Origin of the sequence: Exiguobacterium sp. SH5S4 (assembly GCF_004337045.1) — a bacterium.
Taxonomy (GTDB): Bacteria; Bacillota; Bacilli; order Exiguobacteriales; family Exiguobacteriaceae; genus Exiguobacterium; species Exiguobacterium aurantiacum_A.
Genome location: NZ_SJUQ01000014.1, coordinates 64,716 through 79,612, shown reverse-complemented (window position 1 = coordinate 79,612; position 14,897 = coordinate 64,716). Strand labels below are relative to the sequence as shown.

The following is a 14,897-nucleotide window of genomic DNA, read 5'->3' as shown; positions in this document are numbered from 1 at the left end:
CGTCCATCATACGCAGCGCACTCAGTTTTTGTTCGATCGAATGTCGACTTCTCGCCATAAAAAAACACTCCCCAATCAGATAAACAGATTTGTTATTTCATCTGTCTACCTATTGGGGAGCATATCAATGCATGAGGACGGGGGTTGTGTTCGGTTTCAGCGGAACTTAAAAGGGTTCGTGTTCGTAGCGGAAACGAGGAGCTCGACCTCGAGTTTTGCTGCCGTGAACTTCTGTTGCAAGACGTCGACGACGCCTTGTTTCATGACGCTCTCGACGTGATGACCCGGGTCGACCACGGCGAGCCCGAGCGCCATCGCGTCGTGGGCGACATGGAAATATAAGTCACCGGTCACGTAGGCGTCGGCTCCCTTGAAGTGCGCGGCCGAGACGTACTTGTTGCCGTCACCACCGAGCACGGCCACTTTTTTGATCGTTCGGTCCAAGTCGCCGACGACCCGCACCGCTTCGACACCAAAGCTTGCTTTGACATGTTCAGAAAATTCAGCGAGCGTCAGCGGCTTGTCGAGTCGACCGATGCGGCCGAGACCTAGGACAGGCCCTGCAATCTCATCCCGAATCAAGTCATGAGCGACCTCTTCGTAAGGATGAGCGTCAAACATCGCTTTTAACACCCGCTTCTTCTTACTTTCGGTAACGATCGTCTCGATCTTCACTTCATCGACTTGCTCCGTTTTCCCGATTTGCCCGAGGTACGGGTCGGCCAAGTCGAGCGGGGTGAACTGCCCTTTCCCTGTGACCGTGAATTGGCAATCGCCGTAATTCCCGATCCGACCGGCTCCGGCCTTGCCTAACGCTTTAGACACGGCGGACTGATGTGTCTCCGGGACGAAGACCGACAATTTATACACCGGCTCTTCATACGTCGGGACGAGCACTTCGGTCTCACGCAATCCGAGTGCCTCGCTCATCCAGTCGTTGACCCCACCCTCACAGACGTCTAAATTCGTATGGGCGACGTAGACGGCGATGTCGTTTTGAAGACATTTCATGACGATTCGACCGGCGGCGTTGCGATCGGTCACTTGGGTGAGCGCACTAAAGATCGGCGGATGATGCGCGATAATCAAGTCCACCTCTTGTTCGATGGCTTCGTCGACGACCGACTCGAGCACGTCGAGCGTGACCATGACCCGATTCACTTGTTTATTCAGCGTACCGATCTGCAGGCCGATCTTGTCGCCTTCGACCGCGAGGTGTTTCGGCGCGAACTCTTCAAACAGTTGGATGATATGATTTCCGTTTGCCATCACTGACTCACCTCTCTCATTTTGTCGCGTAACGTTTTGAACTCCTCCTGCTTCCGGACGAGCGCCTCGGTCTGGGCGCCTGCGGCCATTTGACCGAGCACGTAATCCAATTTGTCCGCTTCCCGGCCCCACTTCAACTTGAACGGTTCAGGACGAGTCTTTAGCAACTCCGGCCCGAACATAAGCTGCCACGTCCGCTCCGCCTCGTCCGCACTGTAACGCGTTTCTGTGCCCCGCTCTCCGACAAGAATCTCATATATTTTATCGTTCTCCTCGACGATCGTTTCTGTGACGAGCGTAAAACCTGATACAAGCAACCATTCCCGAACTTGCTGTCCATCGACGTTCGGTTGCAGCACGAGTCGTTCGACCGCGCCTAACTTATCCCGTCCGTTCTCTAAGATCGAGCGGATCAAGCTTCCGCCCATCCCACAGATCGAGATACATGTTGCCTCGTCTTCATTCAGGACCGCCAATCCGTCACCGAGCCGGACGTCAATCTTGTCCGATGCGCCGATCAAATCGACTTGGGCTTTGGCCGCTTCCATCGGTCCTTGATTCACTTCTCCGGCGATGGCCCGGTCGATGATTCCTTGCTGTACGAGATAACACGGGACGTAAGCGTGGTCGGAACCGATATCGGCTAAAATGCTTTTAGCTGGTATAAAATCGACGACTCGTTTCAGTCGCCGGTCTAACGTGACTTGTTCTTGCATGGGGACAACTCCTTTTGTCTACTTCTTCTTTAGGGTAACGAAATATTCTTGTCCGGACAACAAAAAACGTACCCCAGAAGGAGTACGCCTCACCCTTATTGTTCGATCAACCATGTCGCGAGCACGTCGGCTTCTTCGGCAGACGCGAGACCGGCCGGCATTGTACCTTGACCGTTGACGATGATGTTCGCGATTTCTTCAGCAGACAAACGTTCTCCGACTCCAGTCAACGCCGGACCGACGCCACCTTCAAGATTTCCGCCGTGGCAACCTGTGCAGCCTTTAGCAGCGTACAAGTCTTCCGGGTTCATCTCGGTGACGGCTGGACCTTCAGCGGCTTGTTGCGCTTGGTTTACGCCAAAATACGATAATGAGACCATAGCGATGATTGCGACGATCGCAATCGCTGCAAACGGTAACAATGGATTACGCATTGTATTTCCCCCTCATGTTCTTTCCAAATTTCTACCCATCACTATTTTACTCAAAAAACAATAAAGAAGGAAGGAAAATCACTCATTTTCCTTCCTTTCTTCTAAAACTTCACATTTTATTCAAAAACACGATTAATCGAGGAAGTCTTTCAAGCGTTTCGAGCGACTCGGGTGACGGAGCTTCCGTAACGCCTTCGCTTCGATTTGACGGATCCGCTCACGCGTGACCCCGAACACTTTACCGACTTCTTCGAGCGTGCGCGTCCGACCGTCATCAAGCCCGAAGCGGAGACGGAGTACGTTCTCTTCCCGGTCTGTCAACGTATCGAGCACGTCTTCGAGTTGTTCTTTGAGCAGCTCGTAGGCTGCTGCATCCTGAGGTGCCATCGCATCTTGATCTTCAATGAAGTCACCGAGGTGCGAATCGTCCTCTTCACCAATCGGTGTTTCAAGCGACACCGGTTCTTGCGCGATTTTTAAAATCTCACGAACTTTCTCAGGCGTCAATTCCATTTCCTTGGCAATCTCTTCAGGAGCCGGCTCACGCCCGAGGTCTTGCAACAATTGACGTTGAACACGGATCAATTTGTTGATCGTTTCGACCATATGGACCGGAATCCGGATCGTTCGGGCTTGGTCGGCGATGGCACGTGTGATCGCTTGACGAATCCACCACGTCGCATACGTCGAGAACTTGAACCCTTTCATGTAGTCGAACTTCTCGACTGCCTTGATCAGACCCATGTTTCCTTCTTGGATCAAGTCAAGGAACAACATACCGCGACCGACATAGCGTTTCGCGATCGAGACGACGAGACGAAGGTTGGCTTCAGCGAGACGTTTTTTCGCCTCGTCATCGCCTTGCTCGATTCGCTTCGCGAGTTCGGTCTCGTCTTTGGCACTCAACAAATCGACACGGCCGATTTCTTTCAAGTACATCCGGACCGGGTCGTTGATTTTAATTCCTGGCGGTACAGCCAGATCATTCAAGTCGACCTCTTCGTCTTCTTTTTTCGTAGGAGTCTCTTCGGCATCGGCCGCATCTTCTGTGACGCGGATGTCTTTGCCTTCTAAATCTTCAATGAAGTTATCGATAAAATCTGAATCGACCTCAAAATGGCTGAGGCGATCCTGGATCGCTTGCATCGATACGACACCCTTCTTTTTCCCCAACTTTTCAAGTTCGTCTATGGCGTTAAATAAATCCTCTTTTTTCTTCTCTGCCATCTAGCAGTTCAACTCCTTCCAAACTTCCTTCACGTTCATCGTTCACGTAAGCGGCGACTCCGGGTAATCAATTCTTGTAGCTTCGATGCCTGGTCTACTATACTTTCGGCATCCTGCCCGATTTCCCTTTTTGCTCGCTCGATTTGACGCTGTTCCTCATAACTGTTTATCACCTTAATGTATTCATCTAAAACCTCTTCAGTCAGATCATCAGGCGCTGACATGAGCCGAATCTCTGCATAGCGGTTGGCATAGTCAGGACGTTGGTCGCAGTGACGCTCCATAAAAGGCGGCATGACCTGCTCAAACTCTTCAAGCGTCATATCTTCTGAAACGATCTCATAAAACGCCGTCGCCAACATGCGATGAATCTCATCTTGGTAAGCTAGGCCGAGTCGGTCGCGGACGAAGCGAACCCGTTCCGGTCCGCTGAGCATCGCCCGTAACAGTAATTTTTCGGCCTTCACAAAACGTGGTTCATTCGCTTTACTCGATCGTTTACGGATTGGTTCTGGTTCACGAACCGCTGGCGATGCCTGCACTTGGCTCGACACCGGTCGCGGCATTCGATTCGCTAGCGTTTCGACAGGAATGTCAAACTCGTTCGCCAATTTTTTTAAATATAAATCGCGGCGAATCGAGTTGTCCGTCTTGCTGATTTCCCCAAGCATCGCTTCAATAAACCGAATCCGTTCTCCTTCTCGATTCATATTTTTCCCGCGCCGAAGCGTCCGGTTCATGAAATCGAGGACGGATAAGCGTTCCGATTCGACAAAACGTTGCCATTGCTCCCGACCGTTCGTCCGAATATAATCATCCGGGTCCGTCTTCTCCGGTAGCATGAGCACTTGGACGTCGAGCGGATACGCCTCGAGCATGCGAACGACTTTGAGCGTCGCCTCTTGTCCGGCATGGTCTCCGTCGTAACAAATCACGACTTCATCGACCATCCGTGACAACGCCCGGGCATGCTGCGATGAAAATGCCGTCCCGAGTGAAGCGACGACCTCGGCCGTCCCGGCTTGGGCGACTTGGAGGACATCGACGTTCCCTTCGACGAGGAGCACCCGTTTTTGTTTCCGCATCGATGCACGTGCTTGTGAAAATCCAAATAACAGCTCACTCTTGTTAAAGAGTGGTGTCTCCGCCGTATTTACATACTTGGGCTGTCTGTCGTCAATCGCACGGCCGCTAAATCCGACGATTGTGCCGTCTCGATCCGCAATCGGAAAGACGACTCTTCCTTCGAACCGGTCAAAATATTCACCGGATCTAGATTTAGAAATAAGTCCTGCCTCGACCATGACTTCTAGGTCGAACCCTCTTCGCTCGAGTGAATCGACGGTGAAGCGGCGTTGATCAGGGGCGTATCCGATTTTGTACTGCCCGATCGTCGTCTCGGCCAAACCGCGTTCACGTAAATACGTCAAGCCGACTTCTCCGGCCTCGGTTTTCATCAATACCTCGTGATACAGGTCGGCGATGATCCGATGAGCATCACGCATTTGTTTACGAACGACTTGATCGCGTGTCAGCTCTTCGTCACCGGCCACCCCTTCTACAGCGATGTTTGCCCGTGTCGCTAAGCGCTCAATCGTTTCCGGGAAGGACAACCCTTCCGTTTCCATGACGAACGTAAAGACGTTCCCGCCAGCACCGCAACCGAAACAATGATACATGCCTTTTTCAGGCGATACGGAAAAAGAAGGACTATTTTCCGAGTGGAACGGACAAAGTCCGACAAGACGGTGGCCTTGTTTCTTCAATTCAACGCGTTCACTGATCAAGTCCACGATATCCGTGGCTTGTTTCACTTCCGCAATGACTTCATCCGGTATCCGTGGCAACTCCACCACTCCCTATCCAATCTCGCAACGAAACGGAACGCTCACCACGTTCCGTTTCACTATCGTGTCAATACTCTATTATACCGTTAACACGCGTCGATTACTAATGCGAGCGCTCAGTCATCTTTCGACTGTTCAAGCTGACGTAAAATGATCCCTGCCGTCTCTTCGACCGCCTTATTCGTCACATCGATGACCTCGCAGCCGATTCGTTCGTATATCCCTCGCGCGTACTCGAGTTCCCGATTGATTCGCTCGAGTTGAGCGTAATCCGCTTCCGGTTTTAAACCGAGCGATTTCAAACGCTCCATTCGAATCGAAATCAACTTGTCCGGCGAAATGATCAAACCGACACACTTATCCGGTGACAGCTCAAACAGTTCTTCGGGCGGACGCGACTCCGGCACGAGCGGGACGTTAGCGACTTTATAACGTTTTAGCGCCAAATATTGTGACAGCGGCGTCTTCGATGTGCGAGACACACCGACGAGGACGATATCAGCCTTTTTCAAGCCACGCGGATCGCGTCCGTCGTCATACTTGACGGCAAACTCCATCGCCTCGATTTTACGGAAGTAATCCTCGTCTAGACGATAGATCAGACCCGGTTTCTCACGCGGACTCTCCCCCAGTTTTCCCGATAAGATGTCGAGGAGATCACCGAGCAGGTCGATCGTTTTGACGTCATACGTTTTACCGAGCGACACGAGCAATGAGCGATGTTCTTCGTTAACGAGCGTGAAGGCGATCACCGCTCCTTGGGCTCTAGCCTGCGTGACGACATCATGAATCGTCTGTTCGTCTTCGACGAAAGGAATCCGGAGTGTCTCGATCGCATTCTCATGGAATTGGATGCTTGCCGCCCGGACGACGAGCTCACACGTTTCTCCGACAGAGTCACTCACGACAAATACGAGTTGTTTGTTTATCAAACCAATTTCCTCCTCAGAACGATTCATCGTTGGCAAGTGCAATCAACACCTTGGTCATGTTCGTCTTCGTCATTCGGCCGAGCACGATGAGCGAACCATCCTTCTCTTCGACGACAGGCATGGCGTCAATCTGTTTCTCAATCAACTTCATCCCGGCCCGAATGAGCGTCTCACCTTTTTCACAAACGGTAATATTCGGCATCCGTGTCATAATGACGTTGACAGGCAATTGGTCGAGGTCCTGATTGCCGATGGCCGCCCGCAGTAAATCTTTGCGGGACAACACCCCGACAAGTTCATTGTCTTTTCCGACGACGAACAACGACCCGACATCTTCTAAGAACAACGTGACGACCGCATCATACACGGTCATTTCATTGCTGACGACTTTCGCGGACGACATGAAATCACCAACGGTCAGCGAATCAAGTTTTTCGCGGAGCAGCGATGAATTTCGTTTGCCGACGAACGTGTAGCCGACGCGTGGTCTTGCTTCTAATATTCCAGTCATCGTCAAAATGGCAAGATCAGGGCGGAGCGTGGCACGGGTGAGCGATAACTCTTGAGCAATCTGCTCTCCCGTGATCGGTCCGTTCACTCTCACAATCTCAACAATCTTCTGTTGGCGTTCATTCAGCTGCATAGCCAACCCCCTCTAGTTTGATCAGAGTACGAGCGCGCTGAAGTCAGCAACACGCTCGATCGTCGTAGCGAGTCGCTTCATCTCACTGAGACGATTATGGCGAATCGTTTCTACGTCGCTCATGACCATCGTATTTTCAAAATAAGCACTTATCGGTTGTTCAAGCGCTCGAAGTGATGTGATGGCACGCATGTAGTCGCCCACTTCGACCGCTTCATGTGTCTCGGGCAACGTTGATTCGACCGCGGCGTGAAGGGCTTTCTCTTCAGCATTCTCAAACAGGGCCGGATCCACTAGTCCTGGTTCGCCTTTTTTAGCGATATTGACGACGCGCGTCAACTGCTCGATCAACTGTTTCGCCTCGTCTGACAGCATGTTTTGAACCGCCTCCGCGCGAGCGTCGAGCTGTTCGACAGTCAGACCAGTCGTGAGAACGGCGTCAATCACATCGTATCGTACTTGTCTCTCTTGCAGACGATACTTCAAGCGGAGCATAAAGAAGTCATTAAGTTGCGCCTTGACTTGTTCTTTATCGGCATCATAAAGTCCTGCTTCCACCTGAGATTCGACAACTTGTGAAAGTAATTTGTCGACTGGTAGATCGACGTGCCAATCTCCAAGAATTTGAACGACTCCTTGCGCTTGGCGGCGAAGGGCGAACGGATCTTGTGAACCGCTTGGAATCATGCCGACCCCGAAGAACGCAGCAATCGAATCGAGTTTATCCGCGAGTGCGAGCGCGGCCCCCGTCGGCGTGGCCGGTGAAGCGTCTCCGGCGAAGCGTGGCATATAGTGCTCACGGATCGCGGCCGCAACTTCTTTGTCCTCACCTTGCTGGAGTGCATACTTTTCTCCCATCACGCCTTGAAGCTCGGTAAATTCGTAAACCATCTGGCTAACGAGGTCGAATTTATGGATTTCCCCAGCGCGTTCGACTTTCTGAGCATCGGCATTGAACAGTGGAGCGAGCGTGAGCGCGAGTTGTTGGACGCGGCGAACTTTCGCGCCTGTCGTCCCGAGCTTCTCATGAAAGACGATGCGATCGAGACGGTCGAGCTGGTCGTCGATTTTCGTCTTTTTATCTTCTTCATAGAAGAAGACGGCATCGGCGAGTCGTGCCCGGATGACTTTCTCGTTCCCTTTGGCAACGTTTTGCAGATGGTCTGCGTTACCGTTACGAACCGTCACAAAATAGTGTTGGAGCGTGTCACCGATATAGACTGGGAAATAGCGCTGATGCTCTTTCATCGTCGTGATCAACACTTCTTCAGGAAGGTCGAGGTAGCTCGCGTCAAACTCACCGAACAGGGCTGTCGGCCATTCGACGAGGTTCGTCACTTCTTCAAGCAACGACGCGTCAAGTGGCACCGTCCATCCTTGTTCATTCGCCAACTGTTCGATTTGACGTTCGATGCGTTCGCGACGGTCGTCGTAAGATGCGACGACAAACTCTTGTTCGAGCGTGGCCACATAGCGGTCAGATGATGAGATTGTCACGTCGCCTTTACTTAAGAAGCGATGTCCGCGTGTCACGTTACCTGTTTGGACGCCCTCGATCTCGAAATCGATCTGTTCTGTCCCAAACATGGCGACTAACCAGCGGATCGGACGCATGTAGCGGAGGCTGCTCGTACCCCATTTCATATTTTTCGGGAACGTCATGCCGCGGACGACGTCTTCAAGGCCGCCAAGTAATGAAGCCGTCGGCTGACCTGACTCGTGACGATCTGCGAAGACGTATTCGACCCCTTTTTCTTCCGCGAAGTAAAGGTCGTCGACTGACAGTCCGCGTCCACGCGCAAATCCCGCTGCCGCTTTCGACCAGTTTCCGTCTGCATCTTGCGCAATCTTTTTAGCCGGTCCCCGGAGCGTCTCCGTCAAATCTTGTTGACTCTCCTCGACGTCACGAACGAGTACAGCGAGACGACGTGGTGTCGAATAGACCGTGACAGCTCCGAAGTCGACGCGGGCGTCCGACAAGAACGCCGCCACGCGCTCTCCTAACTGTTTCTCCGAGCGGAGCACGTATTGGGCTGGTAGTTCTTCAAGTCCAATTTCTAGTAAAAGGTCACGCATCCAAGGCACCTGCTTTCTCTTGATTAAGGAGTGGGAAGCCGAGGCGTTCCCGTTCTTCGATAAATTTGGCCGCACATGCCCGCGACATGTTGCGGACACGTTGGATGAAACCGGTCCGTTCCGTCACCGAGATCGCGCCTTTCGCGTCGAGCAGGTTGAACGTGTGCGAGCATTTTAAGATGTAATCGTACGCCGGGAAGACGAGGTTTTCCTCGAGCGCCCGCTTCGCTTCTTTCTCATACGTATCGAACAACGTGAACAACATATCGACGTCTGACAGCTCAAACGTGTACTTCGAGTGTTCAAACTCTGGCTGATAGAAAATATCGCCATACTTGAAACCGTCTGTCCAGACGAGGTCGAACACACTCTCAACTTCTTGAATATATGACGCGAGACGTTCGAGACCGTACGTGATCTCGACGGCGATCGGGTCGCACTCGATCCCGCCGACTTGTTGGAAGTATGTGAACTGGGTGATTTCCATCCCGTTCAACCATACTTCCCAACCGAGTCCGGCCGCACCGAACGTCGGGTTTTCCCAGTTGTCCTCGACGAAGCGAATGTCGTGTTCGAGCGGGTCGATACCGATCAACTCCAAACTCTCCAAATAGAGTTCTTGAATGTTGTTTGGGGACGGCTTCATGATGACTTGGAATTGGTGATGTTGATACAGACGGTTCGGGTTTTCCCCGTATCGACCGTCAGCCGGACGGCGTGACGGCTCCGTATAACAAACGTTCCACGGCTCTGGTCCGAGACTCCGTAAAAACGTCATCGGGTTCATCGTTCCGGCCCCTTTTTCTACGTCATACGCTTGCATCGTCAGGCAGTTTTTCGACGCCCAAAAATTTTGCAACGTGAGAATGATTTCTTGCACCGTTTTGTGCTTCATATGTGACACCTCCAAAAGTATTGAAACGACAAAAAACGCCCCTATGTGCCATGCACATAGGGACGGGATTACCCGCGGTTCCACCCTACTTGCCTCGGTATCGAGGCCACTCTTTGGATTGGGGCGCTCCGGAATCGCCATTCGCTCTCTTCATGGCGTTCGGCTCTCACCTTCCCGAACTCGCTTTACCCATGATTTAAGAACTACTCATTTTCCTTCACAGCGCACGCTATTTCATTTGTCTAATCGTAGATTATGGTATCGAACCTTGCATGAATTGTCAATCATCGTTCAAGTAAAGTCGCTGCATCTGATCGAGGACCCGTTTCGTCTTGAGGTTCAGTCCGCTGTAAGAGTCCATATAGGCGTCAAACAGTTGCCGTAACAGGAGACGTGTCTCCTTCGTCAACGGGACGTTACTAAACTCTGACAACTCATGCCGGCTCAACAAGTAAAGTAACTTTGCCAGCCGCTCACTCATCTGAATCGACCCTGCCTCTTGGTGGCGCGAACAGAGAAACCCGCCCGACGTCACGGAAAAGAACATCGGGTCGGTCACATCATTGCACCGCACACAACCGGTCAAGACCGGGGCGACGCCGAGCAGATACATAATTCTGAGTTCGAAATGATGGGTGATGATCTCAGGGTCCATTCCGGCGTTCAGCGCTTGGAGCGCGTCATTCAAAATTCGGTATAACGGCCGATTCGGGACTCGATCTTCGACAGTTTTATCGACGAGTTCGAGCAAGTACACGGCATACGCCATCCGCTCGACATCTTTACGGATTTCCGGGTATGACGTAATCACGTCAGACGACTTGAGTTGACCGAGACCGCGGCTCGCCGGGAAGATATAGACGGCTTCGACGAACGGTTGGCTCGCTGCGTGCAGCCGGCTCCCCGGCTTTTTCGCACCGCGTGCCATGACGGCGACTTTCCCGAGCTCTTCTGTGAAGAGGGTCACGACTTTGTTGGATTCACCGTAATTGACGGTCCGAATGACGATGCCCGTGACTTTTTGTAACATGGCTCAATACTCGTCGTCGCGGAACCCGAGGTCACGGAGTTGGCCCATCTTATTGCGCCAATCTTTTTGGACTTTCACCCATAAGTTTAAATACACTTTCGTACCGAGCAAGAGCTCGATGTCATGACGCGCTTCCGTCCCGACCTGACGGAGCATCGCACCTTTCTTGCCGATGACGATTCCTTTTTGCGAGTCACGCTCGACCATGATGACGGCTTCGACGTCGACCATGTCCGAGTTGTCTCGTTTCTTGATCGATTCGATGTTGACCGCGATCGAATGCGGAATCTCATCGCGCGTGTTATGGAGCACTTTCTCGCGAATCAGTTCCGAGATGATGAAGCGCTCCGGGTGATCCGTCACTTGATCAGCCGGATAGTACATCGGCCCTTCTGGTAGCAGCTTCTTGATCTCACCGATGAGCGGTTCGACGTTATTGCCTTGCAAAGCTGAAATCGGAACGTACGCCGCGAAATCAAGTTGATTCGTATACTGTTCGATGACAGCGGGGATCTCGTCCGGGTGAATCAAATCGATTTTGTTCATCACAAGGATGATCGGTGTGTCGAGTCCTTTCAACTTCTCGATGATGAACTCGTCACCGGCACCGCGCGGCTCCGTGACGTTGACCATGAACAAAATCGCGTCGACTTCGCGCAACGCGTTCGTCGCGACTTTCATCATGAAGTCGCCGAGACGGTGCTTCGGTTTATGGATCCCTGGCGTGTCGATGAAGATGATTTGCGTGTCGTCTGTCGTATAGACACCTTGGACCTTGTTACGTGTCGTCTGGGGTTTGTCTGACATGATGGCGATCTTTTGACCGATGACCCGGTTCAAGAACGTCGATTTCCCGACGTTCGGACGTCCGATAATTGAAACAAAACCTGATTTAAAACCTTCTTGATACATAGTGCACCTGCTTTCTAAATTTCCAATACATTGATTATAAAGCGAATAAATACGGTCCGAAAATGACGAGCGCTGTTACGGCTGCTCCGCCCGAAGCGACGAGGACCGAGCCCGCCGCGACGTCTTTCGCTTGTTTGGCGAGCGGCTCGATGTCTTTCGTCACGAGATCGACCGTCCGTTCGACGGCCGTGTTCATCAATTCGAGAGCGATGACAAGCACGACCCAACCGAACAAGATGAGGTTTTCAAGCGTTGTCGTCGGGAGCCACCAACAAAACAATCCGACGAGCAAGCTTGCAATGAGGTGAATCAGCATGTTCCGTTCGGTTCGCACTGCGTGCACGATCCCGTGCACCGCAAACCAGAACGGATTCACACCTCGCCTCGCTTCAACTCAAAGTGAGCGAGCACTTGCTCCTGACGCGCCGTCATCTCGGCTTCTTCTTCTGGCGTCATATGGTCGTAGCCGAGCAAATGGAGAAAGCCATGGATCGCCAAGAAGCCGAGTTCGCGTTCAAACGAATGACCGTAGTCCGCCGCTTGCTCGCGGCACCGCTCCACCGAGATGACGATGTCGCCCAATAGACGAGGTTCATCCTCATCGAGCATGAAGTCCATCTCTTCTTCTCCCATCTCGTCAAACGCAAAACTGATGACGTCCGTCGGCGCGTCTTTGCCGCGCCATTCCTGGTTGATGACTTGAATCTCGTCATTCGTTAAAAACGTGACTGACAGTTCACTCGGTTCTTCGACTTGTTCCGCCGAGGCCGCGTGAACTAAAATCGATTCGACTAACTCGAGCTGAGACTCGGTCAACAGCCCTTGTTCATCGTTCGAGATGATTTGCATGTAATTCGCCTTCTTTCTTTAGTTCTGGGTATTCGATCCGTTCATGGAACAAGCCGGTCAACGTCTCGCACGCACTCTCGCCGACACGCCACACTTCCTTCGTCGTCAAGTCACACTCTTCGAACTGACCGTCTTGGAGCTTGTCGCGAATGATCGAGCTGACGAGCTGGCGTATCCGCTCCGGTGTCGGCTGTTTTTGCGACCGGACCGCTGCTTCGATCGAATCGACGATCATGACGACCGCCGCCTCACGCGACTGCGGTTTCGGTCCCGGGTAACGGAAGCGTGACTCCGACACGTCTCGTGACTCTTTCGCTTTCACATAAAAGAACTTGAGCAGCGACGTCCCGTGATGTTGCTCGGCGATGTCGATAATCTCTTTCGGCAGTTTATAGCGCCGCAACAAATCAGAGCCGTCGTAAGGATGCGCCATAATGATGTCGGCCGACTCTTCCGGTGTGAGCCGGTCGTGCGGGTTCACGCCGTTTTGTTGATTCTCGATAAAGTGGAGCGGCCGTTCCGTCTTGCCGAGGTCGTGATAATAGCTCGCGACCCGGGCGAGCAGACCGTCGGCCCCGATCGCCTCACACGCCGACTCGGCGAGATTGGCGACCATCATGCTATGGTGATACGTACCCGGAGCCTCCATCAACAGTTTTCGCAGCAGCGGGTGCGTCGGGCTCATCAATTCGACTAAGCGTCCGGACGACAACACGCCGAACCAAGGCTCTAGAAACGGCAGGAAGCCGAACGTGAGAACGATCGACAACAAGGCGCTCGTGATCGCGAAACCGGATAAATAGGCGACCATCTCCCACGTCACTTGCGTGTTCCGCAAGAACAGGAGCGCGAGCACCATGATGATGTTGATGATTCCGAGCAAGACGCCTGAAAGGAACAAGCGTTTCCGTTGAATCTTCGGTTCGACCAAAAAGACAGCCAGGAAACTCCCGGTCGCAAAGTAAACGACCGTCATAAAGCTCGTATTTTGGCCAAAGCTCGCAACAATTGAACCAGCGATCATCGTGATGAGCGCCGAAGCCAACGCGACCCGTTCATCGACTAAGATACGGAGCAATAAGACGACGAACGCCGTCGGGGCGATGACGTACGCATACGTCGTGAACTCGATCCCGATATAACCGACGCCGAAGAAAATACCTAGTTGCAGCAATAGTAGGCCATAGACAGTAATCAAAATTTTAGGTCGGAGCAAAAGTTCTTGAATTTTTGAACGGATCAGCATGAATAAAAATCCGACCGTCAAGAGTCCGCTGAGCAAATAGGCACCGAACAAAGGCGCGAACGAACGGTTCGGGTCAATCGCACCGGTCAATTCGAGCTTCCGATAGATTTCACGGGTCACGACTTCCCCTTGGTTGACGAGGAGCTGTCCTTCTTGAATGATGACCGGTTCAACGGCGTCGATCGCTTCTTGTTCTTTCTGACGAGTCGCTTCCGAATCGAAAACATAGTTCGGGACGATCAGTTGGTCACTTAAACTCGTCGCGACCGCTCGGAATTCTAACGACAACGGTGATTGGTCGATGACCGTCGACGCCCGGTCTCTCGCCTCGGCAATCGACTCGGAACTCGTTTCGATCCGATTCGCCATGACTTCTTGAAGCGCCGTCACGGCGACGTCTTCGACGGTACGACGCGTGTTCACGGTCGCCTCCAGGAGTGAGTTCAACTCATCGTCTGCAAGGAGCCCGTTCACTTCTGTCGAGTTCAATCGATTTTTGATATCAGACAGTTCAGTGTCCTCATCCGTGTCTTCGAACGCCGCAAACAATTGCTCGATTTTGGCAATCTGTTGATCGGCGAATTCACGGCGTAATGAGAACTGACTCCCGACGGCGTTCGTCGCGTCTTGTCTCAGACGGTCTGAGGCGACCCTGTCCTCGATCGTGATCGGGGAGCGGATATCTTGTGCGGCGATGCCAAGCGGCTCTACGCTGATGATTGATGGGCGCACCGTAAAGTAGAGGATCGCGCCAAGGATGAGAAAAAAGAGGACGGAGATTGTGGCGACCGTCCAATGACGTGCTTGCTGCATCAGTGCCC

The 14,897-nt window shown here is 52.5% G+C and carries 14 protein-coding genes; all 14 read right to left on the bottom strand.

What is annotated here, in order from left to right:
- Positions 1-156: 156 nt before the first annotated feature.
- Entirely contained in the window at positions 157-1,269 is a 1,113-nt protein-coding gene (locus EVJ32_RS09325) for a Nif3-like dinuclear metal center hexameric protein (protein WP_131457998.1), read from the bottom strand.
- Positions 1,269-1,985, bottom strand: coding sequence for a tRNA (adenine(22)-N(1))-methyltransferase (locus tag EVJ32_RS09320; protein WP_131457997.1), 717 nt, complete (start codon positions 1,983-1,985; stop codon positions 1,269-1,271). Before EVJ32_RS09320 ends, EVJ32_RS09325 begins: the two co-directional genes overlap by 1 nt.
- Before the next feature lie 95 nt (positions 1,986-2,080).
- Positions 2,081-2,419, bottom strand: coding sequence for a cytochrome c550 (gene cccA, locus EVJ32_RS09315; RefSeq protein ID WP_070327002.1), 339 nt, complete (start codon positions 2,417-2,419; stop codon positions 2,081-2,083).
- A gap of 132 nt (positions 2,420-2,551) precedes the next feature.
- The gene (rpoD, locus tag EVJ32_RS09310; protein WP_016508087.1) at positions 2,552-3,646 is read right to left on the bottom strand and encodes an RNA polymerase sigma factor RpoD; all 1,095 of its coding nucleotides are present in this window, start codon (positions 3,644-3,646) and stop codon (positions 2,552-2,554) included.
- 35 nt (positions 3,647-3,681) lie between these two features.
- Positions 3,682-5,499 carry a DNA primase gene (gene dnaG, locus EVJ32_RS09305; RefSeq protein ID WP_236635961.1) on the bottom strand — a complete coding sequence of 606 codons (1,818 nt, stop codon included), beginning with the start codon at positions 5,497-5,499 and terminating at the stop codon, positions 3,682-3,684.
- Positions 5,500-5,609: 110 nt separating this feature from the next.
- A complete protein-coding gene (locus tag EVJ32_RS09300; protein ID WP_131458002.1) occupies positions 5,610-6,452 on the bottom strand; it encodes a pyruvate, water dikinase regulatory protein in 843 nt (280 codons plus the stop codon).
- Positions 6,439-7,068, bottom strand: a complete 630-nt coding sequence (ccpN, locus tag EVJ32_RS09295) for a transcriptional regulator CcpN (protein ID WP_070327000.1) — start codon at positions 7,066-7,068, stop codon at positions 6,439-6,441. Before ccpN ends, EVJ32_RS09300 begins: the two co-directional genes overlap by 14 nt.
- Positions 7,069-7,089: 21 nt before the next feature.
- The gene (gene glyS / locus EVJ32_RS09290) at positions 7,090-9,144 is read right to left on the bottom strand and encodes a glycine--tRNA ligase subunit beta (protein WP_131457995.1); all 2,055 of its coding nucleotides are present in this window, start codon (positions 9,142-9,144) and stop codon (positions 7,090-7,092) included.
- On the bottom strand, positions 9,137-10,039 hold the full coding sequence (gene glyQ, locus EVJ32_RS09285) for a glycine--tRNA ligase subunit alpha (protein ID WP_131457994.1): 903 nt from the start codon (positions 10,037-10,039) through the stop codon (positions 9,137-9,139). Before glyQ ends, glyS begins: the two co-directional genes overlap by 8 nt.
- A gap of 280 nt (positions 10,040-10,319) precedes the next feature.
- Entirely contained in the window at positions 10,320-11,069 is a 750-nt protein-coding gene (gene recO / locus EVJ32_RS09280; RefSeq protein WP_131457993.1) for a DNA repair protein RecO, read from the bottom strand.
- A 3-nt stretch (positions 11,070-11,072) separates the two neighbouring features.
- Complete coding sequence (gene era, locus EVJ32_RS09275) at positions 11,073-11,981, bottom strand: GTPase Era (RefSeq protein WP_070326997.1); 909 nt, start codon at positions 11,979-11,981, stop codon at positions 11,073-11,075.
- Positions 11,982-12,015: 34 nt separating this feature from the next.
- On the bottom strand, positions 12,016-12,357 hold the full coding sequence (locus EVJ32_RS09270) for a diacylglycerol kinase family protein (protein ID WP_070326996.1): 342 nt from the start codon (positions 12,355-12,357) through the stop codon (positions 12,016-12,018).
- On the bottom strand, positions 12,354-12,830 hold the full coding sequence (gene ybeY / locus EVJ32_RS09265) for an rRNA maturation RNase YbeY (RefSeq protein ID WP_131457992.1): 477 nt from the start codon (positions 12,828-12,830) through the stop codon (positions 12,354-12,356). The genes EVJ32_RS09270 and ybeY overlap by 4 nt, the downstream gene beginning before the upstream one ends.
- On the bottom strand, positions 12,808-14,889 hold the full coding sequence (locus EVJ32_RS09260) for an HD family phosphohydrolase (protein ID WP_236633362.1): 2,082 nt from the start codon (positions 14,887-14,889) through the stop codon (positions 12,808-12,810). The genes ybeY and EVJ32_RS09260 overlap by 23 nt, the downstream gene beginning before the upstream one ends.
- Positions 14,890-14,897 lie beyond the last annotated feature (8 nt).

Excerpts from the sequence above, each read along its gene's own strand:
- EVJ32_RS09325 (WP_131457998.1), bottom strand. The coding sequence starts at position 1,269 with ATGGCAAACGGAAATCATATCATCCAACTGTTTGAAGAGTTCGCGCCG.
- EVJ32_RS09320 (WP_131457997.1), bottom strand. The coding sequence starts at position 1,985 with ATGCAAGAACAAGTCACGTTAGACCGGCGACTGAAACGAGTCGTCGAT.
- cccA (WP_070327002.1), bottom strand. The coding sequence starts at position 2,419 with ATGCGTAATCCATTGTTACCGTTTGCAGCGATTGCGATCGTCGCAATC.
- rpoD (WP_016508087.1), bottom strand. The coding sequence starts at position 3,646 with ATGGCAGAGAAGAAAAAAGAGGATTTATTTAACGCCATAGACGAACTT.
- EVJ32_RS09300 (WP_131458002.1), bottom strand. The coding sequence starts at position 6,452 with ATGAATCGTTCTGAGGAGGAAATTGGTTTGATAAACAAACAACTCGTA.
- ccpN (WP_070327000.1), bottom strand. The coding sequence starts at position 7,068 with ATGCAGCTGAATGAACGCCAACAGAAGATTGTTGAGATTGTGAGAGTG.
- glyS (WP_131457995.1), bottom strand. The coding sequence starts at position 9,144 with ATGCGTGACCTTTTACTAGAAATTGGACTTGAAGAACTACCAGCCCAA.
- glyQ (WP_131457994.1), bottom strand. The coding sequence starts at position 10,039 with ATGAAGCACAAAACGGTGCAAGAAATCATTCTCACGTTGCAAAATTTT.
- recO (WP_131457993.1), bottom strand. The coding sequence starts at position 11,069 with ATGTTACAAAAAGTCACGGGCATCGTCATTCGGACCGTCAATTACGGT.
- era (WP_070326997.1), bottom strand. The coding sequence starts at position 11,981 with ATGTATCAAGAAGGTTTTAAATCAGGTTTTGTTTCAATTATCGGACGT.
- ybeY (WP_131457992.1), bottom strand. The coding sequence starts at position 12,830 with ATGCAAATCATCTCGAACGATGAACAAGGGCTGTTGACCGAGTCTCAG.
- EVJ32_RS09260 (WP_236633362.1), bottom strand. The coding sequence starts at position 14,889 with ATGCAGCAAGCACGTCATTGGACGGTCGCCACAATCTCCGTCCTCTTT.